This is a genomic window from Pasteurella testudinis DSM 23072 (assembly GCF_900176075.1).
GTDB classification, from domain to species: Bacteria; Pseudomonadota; Gammaproteobacteria; order Enterobacterales; family Pasteurellaceae; genus Chelonobacter; species Chelonobacter testudinis.
In genome coordinates this window covers 1-15,228 of the sequence record NZ_FWWV01000069.1, presented here as the reverse complement: position 1 = coordinate 15,228, position 15,228 = coordinate 1, and the positions used below count along the sequence as shown (strand labels likewise).

Annotated in this window: 12 protein-coding genes; 6 read left to right on the top strand and 6 right to left on the bottom strand. The window is 49.5% G+C overall.

The genetic code is table 11. The features are described 5' to 3' along the window. Positions 1-144 precede the first annotated feature (144 nt). Complete coding sequence (gene envC, locus B8880_RS13740; RefSeq protein WP_244165655.1) at positions 145-1,380, top strand: murein hydrolase activator EnvC; 1,236 nt, start codon at positions 145-147, stop codon at positions 1,378-1,380. Continuing rightward, the gene (locus tag B8880_RS13735; RefSeq protein ID WP_084258140.1) at positions 1,380-2,204 is read left to right on the top strand and encodes a divergent polysaccharide deacetylase family protein; all 825 of its coding nucleotides are present in this window, start codon (positions 1,380-1,382) and stop codon (positions 2,202-2,204) included. Before envC ends, B8880_RS13735 begins: the two co-directional genes overlap by 1 nt. Before the next feature lie 12 nt (positions 2,205-2,216). Here the strand turns inward: B8880_RS13735 and B8880_RS13730 are convergent, their stop codons facing one another. The 4 genes from B8880_RS13730 to srmB all read right to left on the bottom strand — a co-directional run bounded on the left by B8880_RS13730 (position 2,217) and on the right by srmB (position 8,183). Beyond that, positions 2,217-3,263, bottom strand: a complete 1,047-nt coding sequence (locus B8880_RS13730) for an NADP(H)-dependent aldo-keto reductase (protein WP_084258139.1) — start codon at positions 3,261-3,263, stop codon at positions 2,217-2,219. Positions 3,264-3,347: 84 nt separating this feature from the next. Then, a complete protein-coding gene (locus B8880_RS13725; protein ID WP_084258138.1) occupies positions 3,348-4,205 on the bottom strand; it encodes an alpha/beta hydrolase in 858 nt (285 codons plus the stop codon). Between the two features lie 76 nt (positions 4,206-4,281). Then, the gene (locus B8880_RS13720; RefSeq protein ID WP_269807792.1) at positions 4,282-6,405 is read right to left on the bottom strand and encodes a FepA family TonB-dependent siderophore receptor; all 2,124 of its coding nucleotides are present in this window, start codon (positions 6,403-6,405) and stop codon (positions 4,282-4,284) included. A gap of 362 nt (positions 6,406-6,767) precedes the next feature. Continuing rightward, positions 6,768-8,183, bottom strand: a complete 1,416-nt coding sequence (gene srmB, locus B8880_RS13715) for an ATP-dependent RNA helicase SrmB (protein WP_084258136.1) — start codon at positions 8,181-8,183, stop codon at positions 6,768-6,770. A gap of 180 nt (positions 8,184-8,363) precedes the next feature. Between srmB and B8880_RS13710 the strand changes: the two genes are divergently transcribed. Beyond that, the gene (locus B8880_RS13710; protein ID WP_084258135.1) at positions 8,364-9,113 is read left to right on the top strand and encodes a tRNA1(Val) (adenine(37)-N6)-methyltransferase; all 750 of its coding nucleotides are present in this window, start codon (positions 8,364-8,366) and stop codon (positions 9,111-9,113) included. 42 nt (positions 9,114-9,155) lie between these two features. Here B8880_RS13710 and pnuC read toward each other — a convergent pair whose 3' ends face one another. Further along, positions 9,156-9,845, bottom strand: coding sequence for a nicotinamide riboside transporter PnuC (gene pnuC / locus B8880_RS13705; protein ID WP_084258134.1), 690 nt, complete (start codon positions 9,843-9,845; stop codon positions 9,156-9,158). Between the two features lie 211 nt (positions 9,846-10,056). On the opposite strand from pnuC, the gene rapA reads away from it, so the two are divergent. The 3 genes from rapA to B8880_RS13690 all read left to right on the top strand — a co-directional run bounded on the left by rapA (position 10,057) and on the right by B8880_RS13690 (position 14,851). Further along, entirely contained in the window at positions 10,057-12,993 is a 2,937-nt protein-coding gene (gene rapA, locus B8880_RS13700) for an RNA polymerase-associated protein RapA (RefSeq protein ID WP_084258133.1), read from the top strand. 15 nt (positions 12,994-13,008) lie between these two features. Then, the gene (rluA, locus tag B8880_RS13695; RefSeq protein ID WP_084258132.1) at positions 13,009-13,668 is read left to right on the top strand and encodes a bifunctional tRNA pseudouridine(32) synthase/23S rRNA pseudouridine(746) synthase RluA; all 660 of its coding nucleotides are present in this window, start codon (positions 13,009-13,011) and stop codon (positions 13,666-13,668) included. A gap of 112 nt (positions 13,669-13,780) precedes the next feature. After that, a complete protein-coding gene (locus B8880_RS13690; protein WP_084258131.1) occupies positions 13,781-14,851 on the top strand; it encodes an AAA family ATPase in 1,071 nt (356 codons plus the stop codon). A 109-nt stretch (positions 14,852-14,960) separates the two neighbouring features. Here the strand turns inward: B8880_RS13690 and B8880_RS13685 are convergent. Continuing rightward, on the bottom strand, positions 14,961-15,228 hold a 268-nt coding region (locus tag B8880_RS13685), incomplete at its 5' end, for an IS3 family transposase (protein WP_143933427.1).

Sequence of the window (15,228 nt, the reverse complement as noted above, 5' to 3'; positions counted from 1 at the left end):
GAATTGCTGATCTTTTGCCAAGAAGCGATTAAAATGTGTTAATTTTGTTAGGGACGTGTAGGTGTTTTGTCGAATGACCAAAAATAAAATCAGATGAAGCCACTACCGATTCGAATTTGTCAGACTTAACAGGAGTGACCGCCGGTGCCAGTGCAGGGGATTCAAAAACATTTACTGCTTTTTTTATGTGCGATCGGATTTATCGCCGCAGGCATAAGTCCGGACAGTTATGCCAATCAACAAGATTTATCCAAGGTTCAGCAGCAGATTAAGCAGCAGCAGCAGCAGCTGTCGCAGCAGCGCAAGGAACAGAACCGCCTGCAGCAAGAGCTGAAAAAGCAGGAAAACAGCATTAATAACGTGTTGGGCGAGTTACGCAAAACCGAGCAGGAATTGAGCGAGTTGCAGCGCAGCATTCGCGAAACCGACAAGCAGATAGCCCAGTTGGAAAAGCAGTTATCGGCACAAAAACAAAAACTGGCGGAACAGTTGGATTCCGCCTATCGTGCCGGTCTGAATCCGTCGGTTATCGAAAAAATCCTGTCGGAAAAAGCGCAGGTCAGTGACCGTATGTTGGCGTATTACCAACAGTTTAACCGTTCGCGCACCGAATTAATCGAATCGATTAGACTGACGCAAGCCGAGCTGGAAGGGCAAAAAGCCGAAGCGCAGCAGCAGCAAAAACAGCAGCAGGCGATTTTAAACAAACAGAAACAGTCGCAATCTTCGTTGCAAAAAACGCAAAACGAGCGCAAATCGACCCTGAACAAGTTGGATCGCTCGATTAAACAGGGCGAAAACCGCTTGGAAGTGCTGAAAGAAAATGAAAACAGCCTGAAGCGGTCGATCGCGCAAGCGCAAGAGCGGGCGCGTAAACGGGAGCAGGAAGAGTTGGCTGCTTATCAGAAGAAAAAAGCCGAGCAAGAGAAAAAAACCGATAAACCTTATCAGCCGACCGAGAACGAAAGAAACCTGACCCGCAAAACCAACGGTTTAGGCGCAGGCAAAAAACAGTATGCGATGCCGGTCAGCGGCAGCATCGCCAACCGCTTCGGTTCGGTGCAAATGGGGGAACTGCGCTGGAAAGGCATTGTGGTCAACAGCAGCAGCGGCGCGGCGGTGAAAGCCATTGCCGACGGACGGGTGATTTTATCCGACTGGCTGCAAGGCTACGGCTTGGTGGTGGTGGTTGATCACGGTGCCGGCGATATGAGTTTGTACGGCTACAACCAACGTTTAAGCGTACAGAACGGACAATACGTCAAGAGCGGTCAGAAAATCGCCGAAGTCGGTAGCAGCGGCGGACAAGGCAAACCGTCGCTCTATTTCGAAATCCGCCGCAAAGGCAATCCGGTGAATCCGTTGAATTGGGTGAAGTGATGGGGAGACTATCCAAAACCGCACTTTGCTTGTCGTTACTGCTGCCAGCCGCCAGCGGCTTGGCGGCGCGTTTGGCGATTGTGATCGACGATATCGGCTATCGTGCCGACGATCAAAAAATTTATAATCTGCCGAAAGAGATTTCGGTGGCGATTATTCCGTCGGCGCCGAACGCCACCGCTCGCGCCAAGCAGGCAAAACAACAGGGGCGGGATATTTTGATCCACCAGCCGATGCAACCGAAGGCCAAAATGAGATTGGAAAAAGAGGGCTTGGTGTTGGGCATGTCGGCGGCGCAAGTGAGCGCTAACATTGAATATGCACGGCAAAAAGTGCCGTATGCGATCGGCTTGAACAACCATATGGGCAGTGCCGCCACCGCCGACCGCACTTTGATGCAGCATTTGATGCAGCAGCTGCAAAAACATAAACTGTTTTTCCTCGACAGCCGCACCATCGGCAGCAGCGTGGCGAGCAAAGTGGCGCGTGAAAACGGTGTGGTGGCGTTGGATCGGCATATTTTCTTGGACGATAGCGACGCATACGCCGATGTGCAGCGCCAGTTTAATTTATCCGTTCAGTACGCACGCAAACACGGTACGGCGATTGTGATCGGACACCCGCGCAAAAACACGATTCGTGTGTTGCAACAAGGGATTGCCAACCTGCCGAAGGATATTCAACTGGTCGGCATGGGCAGCTTGTGGCGCAACGAAAAAGTGATTCCGCCGAAGCCGTTTATTCTGCTGTTTAACGACTTACCGGCTTCGACTTCGGTTGCGCCTTTTGTGAAATATCCGCTGTTGCGCGGCGTGCCGGAATAAAGGCTTACCGTTTTACGGACAAGGATTGCTGATTTCGGCGTGCACCGCATTAATCTGCGCCAGCGTTTCTGCCCCCAACCGCACTTTTACGCTGGCAATATTCTCCGCCAGTTGATCCAACGTGGTTGCGCCGATAATATTGCTGGCGACAAACGGCTGTTGATTGACAAAGGCGAGTGAAAGTGCGGTCAGGCTGATACCGGCTTGTTCGGCAATCGCGGCGTAACGTTCCACCGCGGCAAACGCTTGCGGTTTAGTGTAACGTTGGAAACGTTCAAACAGGGTTAAACGCCCTTTCTCCGGCCATGGTTGCGTGCGGTATTTGCCGCTGAGTAAGCCGAATGCCAACGGCGAATACGCCAATAAGCCGACGTTTTCACGCAGCGAAATTTCGCTCAAACCCACTTCATAACTGCGGTTGAGCAGGTTGTACGGATTTTGCACCGACAGCACGCGTGGCAGGTTTGATTCGCGATGTAGGCGCAAACACTCCATCACGCCCCACGGCGTTTCATTGGACAAACCGAAATGGCGGATTTTGCCTTGCTGTTGCAAGGTTTGCAGCGCTTCCAGACTTTCTTGCAACGGCGTAATATCCGCTGGTTCATCAAGTGCGGTCAGCCCTAATTGCCCAAAATAGTTCACTTGCCGTTCCGGCCAATGCAGCTGATACAGATCCAAATAATCGGTTTGCAGCCGTTTCAGGCTCGCCTCGCAAGCAGCGAAAATCTGCTGTCGGGTGAAACGCGAACCGCCGCGAATATAGTTTTGATTATCACTGCCGCGCGACGGACCAGCGATTTTGCTGGCGACAATTAATTTATCCCGCTGCTGTTTCGTCAGCCAACTGCCGATATATTGCTCGGTGCGCCCGTAGGTTTCGCCGTTTGGCGGTACGGGATACATTTCGGCGGTGTCGATAAAATTCACTCCGTGTGCCAGCGCATAATCCAACTGTTGGTGTGCGTCCGCTTCGCTGTTTTGTTCGCCGAAGGTCATCGTGCCCAAACAGATTAAGCTGACATTCAGATCCGTGTTGCCTAGTTGTCGATATTGCATTTTGCTTTCCTTATTGTTACCCGTCATCATGTTCACTGCCAACAAAACTATAGCAAATTTTTTTCGACCTTGTCTTGCGGATCTTTATGGCGCGCTTTGTTGTGCTTTTTGTACCGCCATGTTTAATGCCGGCGCAGCGCTGCTGCCGTGATTGTGTTTCTCAAGCAAAATGAAGTCGCCGTTAACGCCTTTCTCCGCCAATTGTTGTTGCAGATCTTCTATTTTCAGTATGTTACGACGGTTAAAAATCCGTTGAATGCGAGCAGAATTTTGATCCGGATCGGCTAACGGATTGGCTTCGTATTCGCCAAGGGTAAATAATAGCGAGGACGGGCGAATCCGGTGGAATTCAACGTTGCGTTGTTGCAACAGCGTGCCGTTGCCCCACCATAGCGATGGGCTGGCAAGAATATAGTCATCAAACAGCTGCGGTTGGTTCAATAACACATACAGCCCGAATAAGCCGCCGAAAGAGTGTCCGAAAAACAGCGAGCGCTGCGCATTGACGGCATAATTTTGTGCTAAAAAGTGCGGTAGTCCGCTGATAAAGGTAAGAAAATCCGCCGCACCGCCGCCATAGACAAATTCTTCGCCCTGCGCGGCAAAGGTATAATCGCGGGTGCGCTCGGCAACGGCGTAAGCCTCTTGCGTCGGGTAGCCGACGGCAATAATGGTCGGCAGTGGCAGGACGGGATCAATTGCTTGTAACGCCAACGGAAAATGGGCATTTCCGTCCAATAAATAGAGTACGTTGCCGTTGTTATGCTGTTTCGGTACGGCGATAAACAAGCGGTAATTTTTGGCGTTAAAAGTGCGGTCGTGCTGTTTGATGTCGAAAAGCGCGTCGGCGGATAGAACCGCACTTTGCGCTTCGGTAGCGAAAGTGATCATGCTGATTAAGAATCCGTAAAATAGATAAGCAAATTGTTTGATGGATATCATCTATAGCGTACCGCCTCGCTTTTATCTTGGTCGAAAAATAAGGGCGTATAGCATACGCCCTGTGATAGACAAGCGGTTAGAAGGTATATTTCACCGTTGCATAGTAAGCGCGTCCCGGCTCGTTATAAGTGCTGGCGCCTGAATTGCTACGATAAAGTTGTTTGTCGAATAAGTTATTGATACCAATACGAATATTAATATCATCATTCCAGTTATAACCGGCGCTCACTCCCCAAACGGCATAGCTGCCGACAGAATCCGTGTTTAAATTGCTGCGTTGCGAGCGGATTGCCGCAACCGTATTGGGTTCTTGTTTGCCATATTGGGTGTAGGTTAATTGTGTATCCAAACGTGGAGTGACTTGATAACTCAAGGTTGAGTTCAAGGTATATTTTGGAATAATCGACAATGGATTACCGGTATCTTTATTGATTGAACGGCGCATATAGGTGAAGTTGTTAATCCAACTTAATTTGTCTTGCAGCAACGGCAAGGTGACGTTGCCTTCAAAACCTTCAATCACGGCGCGGTTGGCGTTGCCCCATTGGAAAATATAGTTTCCTGAGGTGGTTAGCCCGACGTAGCTGCCGGTAGAAACGATTTTATTACGGTACGCATTGTGGAAATAGGCCAATGAGAACAGATAGCCTTGCGGGTTGCTATATTCAAAGCCGATTTCTTTGTTGATACTGGTTTCAGGTTTTAAGTTTTCATTGCCCTGAAAATAGCAAGATCCGCTGGTGGTATAAGTCGGGCAACCGTTACCACGGCTGGCTAATAAGTAATTTGGATTACTTTGATAAAGATTCGGGGCTTTGTAGGCGCGCGCGATACCGCCCTTAATGTTCCAATTATCGTTCAGTCCGTGAGTAAAGTTTAAACCGCCGCTCCAGTTCGAACCGGATTTGGTGTTGTAGTCGAAACGCACGGCCGGCGTTAAGAAAGTCCGTTTGGCAACGGCAATATTATCTTCAAGGAATACGGCGTATTCGGACTGACTGGATTTGCCGTCACGATTGCTGTTGAGGCCGGGAATCGCACCAAAAGAGAGCGATTGGGTCATGGACGATGCGTCATTCAGTGAGCTGTGCACCGCCTCAACGCCAAAGGTCATGACTTGTTCGAACAGCCAGTTGAACGGGATATAGGTTTCAGAGCTGAAACGGGTATTTTTCAAAATGCTGTTGGTGTAATCCGTTTTGCTGGAATAACTGCCTTCCGGCCCGCCGGCTAACGCTTCCGGTAAGCGGCTGTTTTTGGTTTCATCGTAGGTAATATAGGTGCGGTTATCCGCCCAGCCCCACTTGCCGTCATAGGTTAACCCGTAGTTCTGACGATACAGACGTGCCGTTTCGGCGCCGTTTTCCGCCAATGCCATCGTGTTGGGCGCATTATTTCCGCCGCCGTTACTGTTTTGCGTATCACCGTTATAAATATTGCCTTGACGGCTAAATCCGGCGTCCAAGGTGAATTGATGCGCTTCGTTTAATTTCCACAATAACCGACCGTTTATGTCTTTATTACGCACCCCTTCACGACCGGCAGTGTAATTATCGCCGGTCACCGTTGAGTTGATATCCACTGCGTCGGCTTTGGTTTTATTCCAGTTACCATATAAACGGAAAGATAAGGCGTTAGTTAACGGGCCGCTTAAATTAAAGCCGACACGGTTGGTATTCCCCTCTTTGCTGTCTTCCGGTTGGCTGACATAGTAGGTTACGCTGCCGGTTAATTTATCCGTAGTCGGTTTGGTTTTGATATTGACCACCCCGCCCATCGCGCCGGAGCCATAGCGTGCAGCCGCCGGACCGCGTAATACTTCAATGGATTCGATGGCTTCGACCGGCACCCAGTTGGAGTCGCCGCGTGAATTGCGCTCTCCGCGCACCCCATAACGCTCGGCATTGCGCGAGGTTACCGGTTTGCCGTCAATCAAAATCAAGGTATTTTCCGGCCCCATTCCGCGCAAGTCGATTTGGCGTTTATTACCACGCTGACCGGAAGAGGTATTGCCGGTTAAATTCACTCCCGGCATCGTTCTTAAGACTTCGGAAATATCATTGGTCGCCGGACGTTTTTCCAAATCTTTAGCCGTTACCACCGATACGCCAAGCTGTTGTTTAACTTGGTCTTCCGCAGTAATCGTGATTTCGTCCAGTTCAGCGGTTTCGGCGGCATAGGCCAACGGTGTAAGCGCCATCAGTACGGCAAGAGAGAGTGGGGTTTTATTTACCTTTATATTCATCGATGGGTTCCTTGGGTGTTTATTATCATTAAAATTTCCTGACGAGAATGATAATAAAAATGATAATATCTATCAATAAAAATTAATGCTTTTCTGTTTTTGACATTTTGCTTGATATGTCAGCCGGTTATCGTGTTTGGAGGGATTTGATATAGCGGTAAATTTTTAGTGGTGTTATTGCCGGAATAGTTGGGAGCTTGTTTAGCCTTCACTCCCTGCACGCGACATGCACGCAAAGGGAATGGAGGCCAATCATGGAGGCAGGAAAAATGGAATTAAGCGGTAATTTTAAAAACGATAATCCACTGTGAGCATGGCTATTCGGAATCGTTATTTCTTCCGACGCTAACCGCTCTTTTCTCCGTTGCTGCCTGTGCGACACGTTGCGGATCGCTCGGTTTACGCCGCTTGCCGATGTTTTTGCTGTCGCGATGGCGCACTTTGACTTTTTTCTTCTCTTGCTGTTTTTCCGCTTTTTTCTCTTTTAAACGGGCTTTTTGTTTTTTGCTGACGCTTTTTTGATCGCCGTCTTTCGGTGGGCTGGTGCGCGGTTCAAGCCCTTCAACAATCCGTGATTTCAACGCCTCGGCGGTGTAACGGCGGATTTTACCGAGCAGTTTATAATCGTGTCCTTCCACCAGCGAAATCGCATTGCCTTTTTTGCCGGCACGGGCGGTGCGTCCGATACGGTGCAGGTAGGTGTCGGCGCTGTACGGCAGATCGTAATTGAAAATATGGCTGATGTCGTCAATGTCGATCCCGCGTGCGGCAACATCGGTGGCAACCAAAATATTCACAATCCCTTTTTTCAGTTTATCAATCGCATTGTTGCGCTGGCTTTGCGCCATTTCGCCTTCTAAATAGGTGCTGCGAATGCCGCGTTTGCGCAAATTATCCGACAGTTCGCGCACGTCTTCCCGTTTGCGCACAAACACAATGCCGCGCTCCACCGCTTCGTTTTCGATTAAGCGTGCCAACAATTTGAATTTGTGCTCTTTGCTGTCGGCATGATAGATCCATTGCAGGATCTTTTTGCGTTCACGGCGGCTCGGTTCGGCGTCGATTTTGATCGGATCATTTAAGATTCGTTCGGCAAAATCGACCAGCAATTCGCCTTCCAGCGTGGCTGAAAACAGCAGGGTTTGCCGCCGCCAACGGGTTTCGGCGGAAATGGTTTCCGCATCTTGCCCGAAGCCCATTTGTAACATGCGATCCGCTTCGTCAAAAATCAGGATTTCCACCGCACGGCAGTCAAAATTTTCCTCTTTGATATATTGCAGCAAACGTCCCGGCGTGGCGACCACCAGATCCTGATTTTTATTGAAAATTTCGCCGTGATTTTGATAAGCAACACCGCCGGTGATGGTGGCGATGCTGAGGTTGGTATATTTCGCCAGTCCTTTGGCTTGCTCCGCCACCTGCATCGCCAATTCACGGGTCGGGGTCAGCACCAGCACACGCGGCGCCCCCGGACTGCGGCGTGGAAAATCCAATAAATGCTGAATCGCCGGCAATAAAAATGCCGCGGTTTTACCCGTGCCGGTCGGGGCAGAGCCGAGAATATCGCGCACTTCCAAGGCGTGCGGAATCACTTCCGCCTGAATCAACATCGGGCGTTGATAGTTTTTATCGCGCAGGGCTTTCAGCAGTTCGGGCGCAAGATCAAAAGTTTCAAAACGCTGTGTGACAGCGGTTTGTTCGACAGGCTCGGCGGTGTGTTGTTCTGTTGTCATAAGTTACCTCAATATTTCTGTGTGCTGATTATAGCTTGTTTTATTTCAGCCGTCTTAAATTTGTCTGTCGGGTTGTATTTGACGATGACCGCACTTCAATTTTAACTGCAAGAGAAAAAAGACAAAGTGCGGTCTTTGCGAGTAAAATTCAAAACCATGAAAACAGAACAAGGATGGCGAATGTCAGGCTTTCAATTTAAACAATTCAATGTGCAACACGATCACTGTGCGATGAAAGTCGGCACCGACAGTATTTTGCTCGGTGCTTGGGTGGCGCTGGCGCAAGTGCGGTCAGTGTTGGATATGGGCTGCGGCAGCGGTTTGCTGGCGTTGATGGCGGCGCAACGTTTATCGCAACACTATGCCTCCGAACAGGACAAGAATTACCGAATCAGCGCGATTGAAATCGATCCGGCGGCGGCACAACAGGCGCAGCAGAATGTCCGGCGCTCAAAATGGGCGGATAAAATTCAGGTGGTGCAGCAGGATTTAACCGCATTCGCCGCAGACACAAATGCGCGCTTTGATTTGATTGTCGCCAATCCGCCCTATTTTGCCGCCGGTGTCGCTTGCCGCGATCTCACTCGGCAAACCGCACGTTATGCCACGCCGGAAAACAGCCATTTACACTGGCTGCAACTGGCGCAAAAAATGTTGAATCCGAACGGCAGAATCGCCTTTGTGCTGCCGTTTGAGGCGGCTGAACAATTGTTGCAACAATTGGAACATACCGCACTTTGCTGCACCAAGCGGACTGAGGTGATCACCAAACAGGGCAAACCGCCACAGCGGTTGTTAGTGGAATTTCGTTTGGCAAAAAGTGCGGTTCGGCCGCTAACGGTCAATGAACAAATCACGATTTATCAACGTGATAACCGCTATCATCAGGATTTTATCGATCTGACCAAAGCGTTTTATTTGAAGTTTTGATGGCGCACTTTAACTTATGCGTTAAAGTGCGGTTTGGCAGGATTAACGTTGTACCTTGTTCTGTGCGGACAATTTGGTCCAGTTGTAGTAACCGTACAGCGAGTTGAGCAGATAAGCGGAATACATCAGATACATTGCGGCGGTGTCTGCCCACAGAATAATCGACAGGATATTGATGATAATCCAAAAATTCCACTGTTCGCGGTAGCGTAACAACATCAGTGCTTGTGCTGCCACCACCAGCATGGTGGTTATGCCGTCGAGACCGATAGAATTGCCGTCGGTTGTTTTCAGGAACATAATAAACAGGGCGGAGCTGACACTGACCAGCAGTAAGGTCAGCAACCAGCCTTGGAAGGTCAGCGTTTTGGCGAGCACGCTTTCATTGTTGTCGCCACTGTTCATATTGGCTTTCCACAGGAAATAGCCGATGAATTGCGACGGAATATAGACATAAAGTGCGGTGCTCATTTCACCGTAAAATTTATTGTCCCAAGAGACATAAAAATAGGTGTAGGCAAAAATCAAACCGAAGAAATAGTTACTGATTTTGCCTTTGCTGACGAAAACCACACACAGCAAGCCGGTGATGCCGGAAATCACAGCCAGCAAGGATTCGGGCTGATACGCATAAACCCCGATTTGTAAGGCAAGAAATAAAAAAATCCATGCCATTTCAAATTTGGTCCAGCCGGAAAACAACTCATTTTTGATTAACGTCAGGTAATTCATAAAACGTCCTTACGGGTCATGATTGTTCGGTGAATTATAGCCCACATCTTTTGTAAAGCACCAGCTGAAATACCAATTAACGGTTATATTTAACATTTATACTAATAGTTTAACCTTTTTTAATGAAAAAGCTTAAACTAGGGAGGCGGTTTCATCTATAATCAGCGCCTTTTTATGTTTTAAAAATTGAGTATGGGTTTCAAAGAAAGATATGACGGTATTTGCAATCGGACAGCGCTGGATCAGCGAAAGTGAAAACGGATTGGGTTTGGGAATTGTCGTTGCGTTGGAACGGCGCACGGTGACGCTGCTGTTTCCGGCGGCGGACGAACAACAGGCATATGCGCTGGAATCCGCCCCGTTGACCCGCGTGTTGTTTGGTGCCGGTGACGTGGTGAAAAGCCACGACGGTTGGCAGTTGCAGGTGACGGAAGTGCAGGAACGGCAAGGGCTGATTGTTTATCTGGGCGAGCGGATCGATAGCGGCGAAAGTGCGGTTTTGCGCGAAATGGAACTGGATCACAACATCTCCTTCAGCAAACCGCAGGATCGGCTGTTTGCCGCACAAATCGATCGCAATGAACATTTCAATTTGCGTTATCAGGCGTTAAAACACCAGCAAGCGCAGTTTCAGTCGCCGTTGCGTGGTTTGCGCGGTATTCGTGCCGGTTTGATTCCGCACCAGTTGCACATCGCCACCGAAGTCGGACATCGGATTGCGCCGCGCGTGTTGTTGGTGGACGAAGTGGGCTTAGGCAAAACCATTGAAGCCGGTATGATTTTGCAACAGCAATTGTTCAGCGGCAAAGTGGAGCGCGCGCTGATTCTTGTGCCGGAAACGCTGCAACACCAATGGTTGGTGGAAATGCTGCGCCGTTTCAATCTTAATTTTTCGCTGTTTGATGAAGAACGTAGCCAAGATTTTGATCGGCAAAATAGTGAAAGTGTGGTCGAGACGGAGTCAGAAAATCCGTTTGATAGCGAAGCCCTTGTGATTTGTTCCCTCGATTGGCTGGTGCGACAGCCGCAACGCGCCGCGCAATTGTGCCAAAGCGATTGGGATATGCTGATTGTCGATGAAGCGCACCATTTGCAATGGAGCGAAAATGCGCCGAGCGCAGAATATCAATTGGTTGCACAGCTGGCAGGGCAGATTCCTGCGGTACTGTTGCTGACCGCCACCCCGGAACAACTGGGGCAAGAGAGCCATTTTGCACGCTTGAAACTGTTAGACCCTGAGCGTTTTTATGATTACGCCGCCTTTGTAAAAGAACAGCAACAATATCAACCGGTTGCAGACGCAGTCAATACGCTGTTGAATGATAACGCCTTAAGTGCGGTCGAGCAGAACAGCATTGCCGAGCTGCTGTCCGAGCAAGACGTTGAACCGCTGTTTAAAATTATCAACAGCCAAAGATCCTCCGCTGAACAGCAGACCGCAGCACGGCAGGAGCTGATCGACAATTTAATCGACCGTCACGGCACCAGCCGCGTGCTGTTCCGCAATACCCGTCAGGCGGTGAAAGGCTTCCCGAACCGCACTTTGCACCAAATTAAATTGGAGCTGCCGAAACAGTATCAAAACGCGCTGAAAGTGTGGCATATGTTGGGCGAAGAGGTTGCCGACGACGTGCTGTTCTATCCGGAAATGCTGTTCCAAAAACTCAATCCGAGTGCGGCGTGGTGGGATTTTGATCCGCGCATTGAGTGGCTGATCACTTTCCTGAAAAATCACCGTGATGAAAAAATCCTGCTGATCTGCCAGCACGCCAATACCGCCATGCAGTTGGAGCAAGTGTTGCGTGAAAAAGAGGGGATTCGTGCCGCGGTGTTCCATGAAAAAATGAGCATTGTCGAGCGTGACAAAGCCGCCGCCTATTTTGCGCAGGACGAAGACGGAGCGCAAATTTTGCTCAGTTCGACTATCGGCTCGGAAGGGCGCAACTTCCAGTTCGCCTCCAATTTGGTGCTGTTCAACCTGCCGACCAATCCCGATTTATTGGAACAGTGTATCGGACGCTTGGATCGGATCGGGCAGCAACACGATATTCAAATTTATGTGCCGTTTTTTGCCGACAGCAGCCAACAACTGTTGGCGCAATGGTATCACGACGGCTTGAATGCCTTTGAAGAAACTTGCCCGATGGCGGCGGCGATTTTTGCGCAGCAGAAAGTGCGGTTGCAGGCGTTTTTAGCCGAAACGGCGGACAGTAACAACAGCGACGATTTCGCCCAATTTGTCCAATCCACCCGACAACAGCGGGAACAATTGAAACACGAACTGGAGCAGGGGCGCGATCGTTTGTTGGAACTGAACTCTAACGGTGGTGAGAGTGCGCAGCAACTTGCCGCTGCGATTGCCAATGATGATGCCGGCACCGATCTGATTCAATTCAGCCTCAACCTGTTTGATATCATCGGTTTGGAACAGGAAGATTTGGGCGAGAAAAGCATCGTGATCCACCCGACCGGGCATATGCTGGTGCCGGATTTTCCGGGCTTGAAAGAGGACGGCAGCACCGTGACTTTCGACCGCCAATTGGCGTTGGCGCGCGAGGAGTTGGAATTTCTGACTTGGGATCATCCGATGATCCGCAACGGTATTGATTTGATCACCTCCGGCGACATCGGCAAAAGTGCGGTTTCACTACTGATTAACAAAGCCCTGCCAGCCGGTACGTTGTTGTTGGAGCTGATTTATGTGGTGGAAGTGCAAGCGCCGCCGGCATTACAGCTCACGCGTTTCTTGCCGCCGACTCCGATTCGTTTGCTGCTCGACAGCAAAGGCAACGATTTATCGGATAAAGTCGCCGTTAGTGCTTTGCAGAAACAGCTCAAGCCGATCGGTAAAAATATGGCGAATAAAGTGGTGAAAATGACCCGAAGTGCGGTCGAACACGGCTTGCAACAGGGCGAAAAGCTGATCGCTGCCAAAGCGCAACAGCTGATTGACGAGGCGAAACGCAACGCCGAACAGCAACTGAACAGCGAATATCAGCGCCTGACCGCACTTCAGGCGGTGAATAAAAATATCCGCCAAGACGAAGTGACCGCACTTGAACAGCTGCAACAGCAAGCGCTGCAACAGTTGCAACAAGCAAACTGGCGCTTGGATTGCTTGCGCGTGATTGTCAGCAATAAGGAATAGCAACAAGGAACGAGAATGGCATTAATTCATTACGATCCGCCGACCGAGCCGTGGTTAGATATTGTTTATCAAGACAACTATCTGGCGGCGATCAACAAAGCGAGCGGCTTACTGTCCGTGCCGGGCAACCGTCCGGAATATCTCGACAGTGCCACCACGCGCGTGCGGCAAAAATTCGGTTTTGCCGAAGCGGTGCACCGTTTGGATATGGCGACCAGCGGCATTATTCTGTTCGCCCTCAGCAAAAAAGCCGAGCAGGAACTGAAACGCCAATTCCGCGAGCGCGAAACCAAAAAGCACTATCAGGCGTTGGTGTGGGGACACCCCGAAGCCGACAGCGGTTTTATCAATCTGCCGCTGATTTGCGATTGGGAAAACCGCCCGCGCCAGAAAATTTGCTACGAGCGCGGCAAAAGAGCGGTCACCCATTACGAGGTGCTGGCACGCTACCCGAACAACAGCGCACGGGTGCGCCTGACGCCGATCACCGGACGCTCACACCAGTTGCGCGTGCATATGCTGGCGCTCGGACACCCGATTCTCGGCGACAAATTCTACTCCCACCCCGCCGCCAAAGCCCTTGCGCCGCGTTTGTGCCTGCACGCCGAATCGCTGACCGTCACCCACCCGATTAACGGCGGCGAAATCACTTTTTCGGCAAAGGCGGAGTTTTAATCGGGAGTGAAAGTGCGGTTGCTTGATTGAATCTTAGCTAAAATTATACTCACCTTGTATAATTATACTTTTCAAGTATAATTTTAGCTGATTCCGACTGATTGGGGGTTTTATGCCGATTCAAGATCCACTCTATTTTCACCGCACTGAGCTGGCGGAAACACTACTGGCGAATTTTAAAGCCGGCATTTCCCACGCCTTTACCCTGTTTGCGCCACGCCGCATGGGCAAAACCCAGTTTTTACTGAATGATGTGGCGCAGTTGGCGGATAAACAGGGATTTCGCGTGTTCTATTTCAGTTTTATGGATAGCGACAATGATTTTCGCGGTGCATTGCAAGCGTTTGCCGACAATAAAAATAGCGCAGTCAAAAACTGGCTGTCGTCAGTCAAAGGGATTTCGATTGCCGGTAGCGGTGTCGAGTTGGAATCTGATAAACCGACGGAAGCGATTAGCCGGATTATTGCGCGCTTGGCGGAAGGGAAAAAGCCGATTTTATTACTGCTAGACGAAATTCAAGAGCTGGCGCGTGGTACGAAAAATCAGGAAGTGATCGGTTCGTTGCGCACCGGTTTGGATCTGTATCGTAATAAAATCAAAGTGATTTTCACCGGCTCGTCCACCAACGGTTTGCGTGCGATGTTTAACGATGGCAAAGCACCGTTTTTCCATTTTTCCCACCAGATTGATTTTCCGCCGTTGGGGCGTGATTTTACCGATTTTCTAGCCGATATTTATCGGCAAAGAACCCAAAAAACGATTGATAAAACCGCACTTTACCGCATTTTTGAACGGTTGAACCATACACCGATGTATCTGCGCTTGATTATCGAAGATATGATTATCAACCCTGCTTTGAGCCTTGCACAGGCCGCAGAAATGCGGATTGCTCAAAGCGGCACGGGCGCAGATTACCACAAATGGTGGCAAGATTTGACGGCGTTGGATCAACAACTGTTATTGGTGGTGGCGCAGGGAGAAACCGCACTTTATAGCGAGCGCAATCGGCGTGAATTAGCGACGAAATTGGGTGTGGCAGAGGTGAAAACCTCGTCGATTCAGGGCAGCTTGCGCAAATTGGAAAATCGAGAATTGCTGACCAAAGATACCAAAAATAAGCAGGCGATTAACGAAAGCGCGTTTAAAACATGGTTGTTGGATCAAGCGCTTAGTCAAAATTAGCTAAAATTATACTCATCTTATATAATTATACTTTCTTCGTATAATTTTCGCTAAAATCACATAAAAGTGCGGTTTTGCCTTGTGATCTGACCCCCAAAAGTTGGACTGTTTAATGAAAGAATTGGGTTCGATATTGTATCGGACTTAATCCTTTTAATCTTACTTGAATTCGTTCTGCATTGTAATACTGAATATATTGATGAACCGCCTGTTCAATTTCATCAACCGTATCAAACTGTCGCACATAAAAACATTCTGTTTTCAGCCTGCCGAAAAAACTTTCCATCGCGCCATTGTCCAAGCAGTTGCCCTTTCTCGACATACTGATTTGAATCCGATTCGCCGCCAATATGTTGCGATAAGACGGCATTTGGTAC

Coding starts and splice junctions, on each gene's coding strand:
- B8880_RS13735 (WP_084258140.1), top strand. CDS start 1,380: ATGGGGAGACTATCCAAAACCGCACTTTGCTTGTCGTTACTGCTGCCA.
- B8880_RS13730 (WP_084258139.1), bottom strand. CDS start 3,263: ATGCAATATCGACAACTAGGCAACACGGATCTGAATGTCAGCTTAATC.
- B8880_RS13725 (WP_084258138.1), bottom strand. CDS start 4,205: ATGATATCCATCAAACAATTTGCTTATCTATTTTACGGATTCTTAATC.
- B8880_RS13720 (WP_269807792.1), bottom strand. CDS start 6,405: ATGGCGCTTACACCGTTGGCCTATGCCGCCGAAACCGCTGAACTGGAC.
- srmB (WP_084258136.1), bottom strand. CDS start 8,183: ATGACAACAGAACAACACACCGCCGAGCCTGTCGAACAAACCGCTGTC.
- B8880_RS13710 (WP_084258135.1), top strand. CDS start 8,364: ATGTCAGGCTTTCAATTTAAACAATTCAATGTGCAACACGATCACTGT.
- pnuC (WP_084258134.1), bottom strand. CDS start 9,845: ATGAATTACCTGACGTTAATCAAAAATGAGTTGTTTTCCGGCTGGACC.
- rapA (WP_084258133.1), top strand. CDS start 10,057: ATGACGGTATTTGCAATCGGACAGCGCTGGATCAGCGAAAGTGAAAAC.
- rluA (WP_084258132.1), top strand. CDS start 13,009: ATGGCATTAATTCATTACGATCCGCCGACCGAGCCGTGGTTAGATATT.
- B8880_RS13690 (WP_084258131.1), top strand. CDS start 13,781: ATGCCGATTCAAGATCCACTCTATTTTCACCGCACTGAGCTGGCGGAA.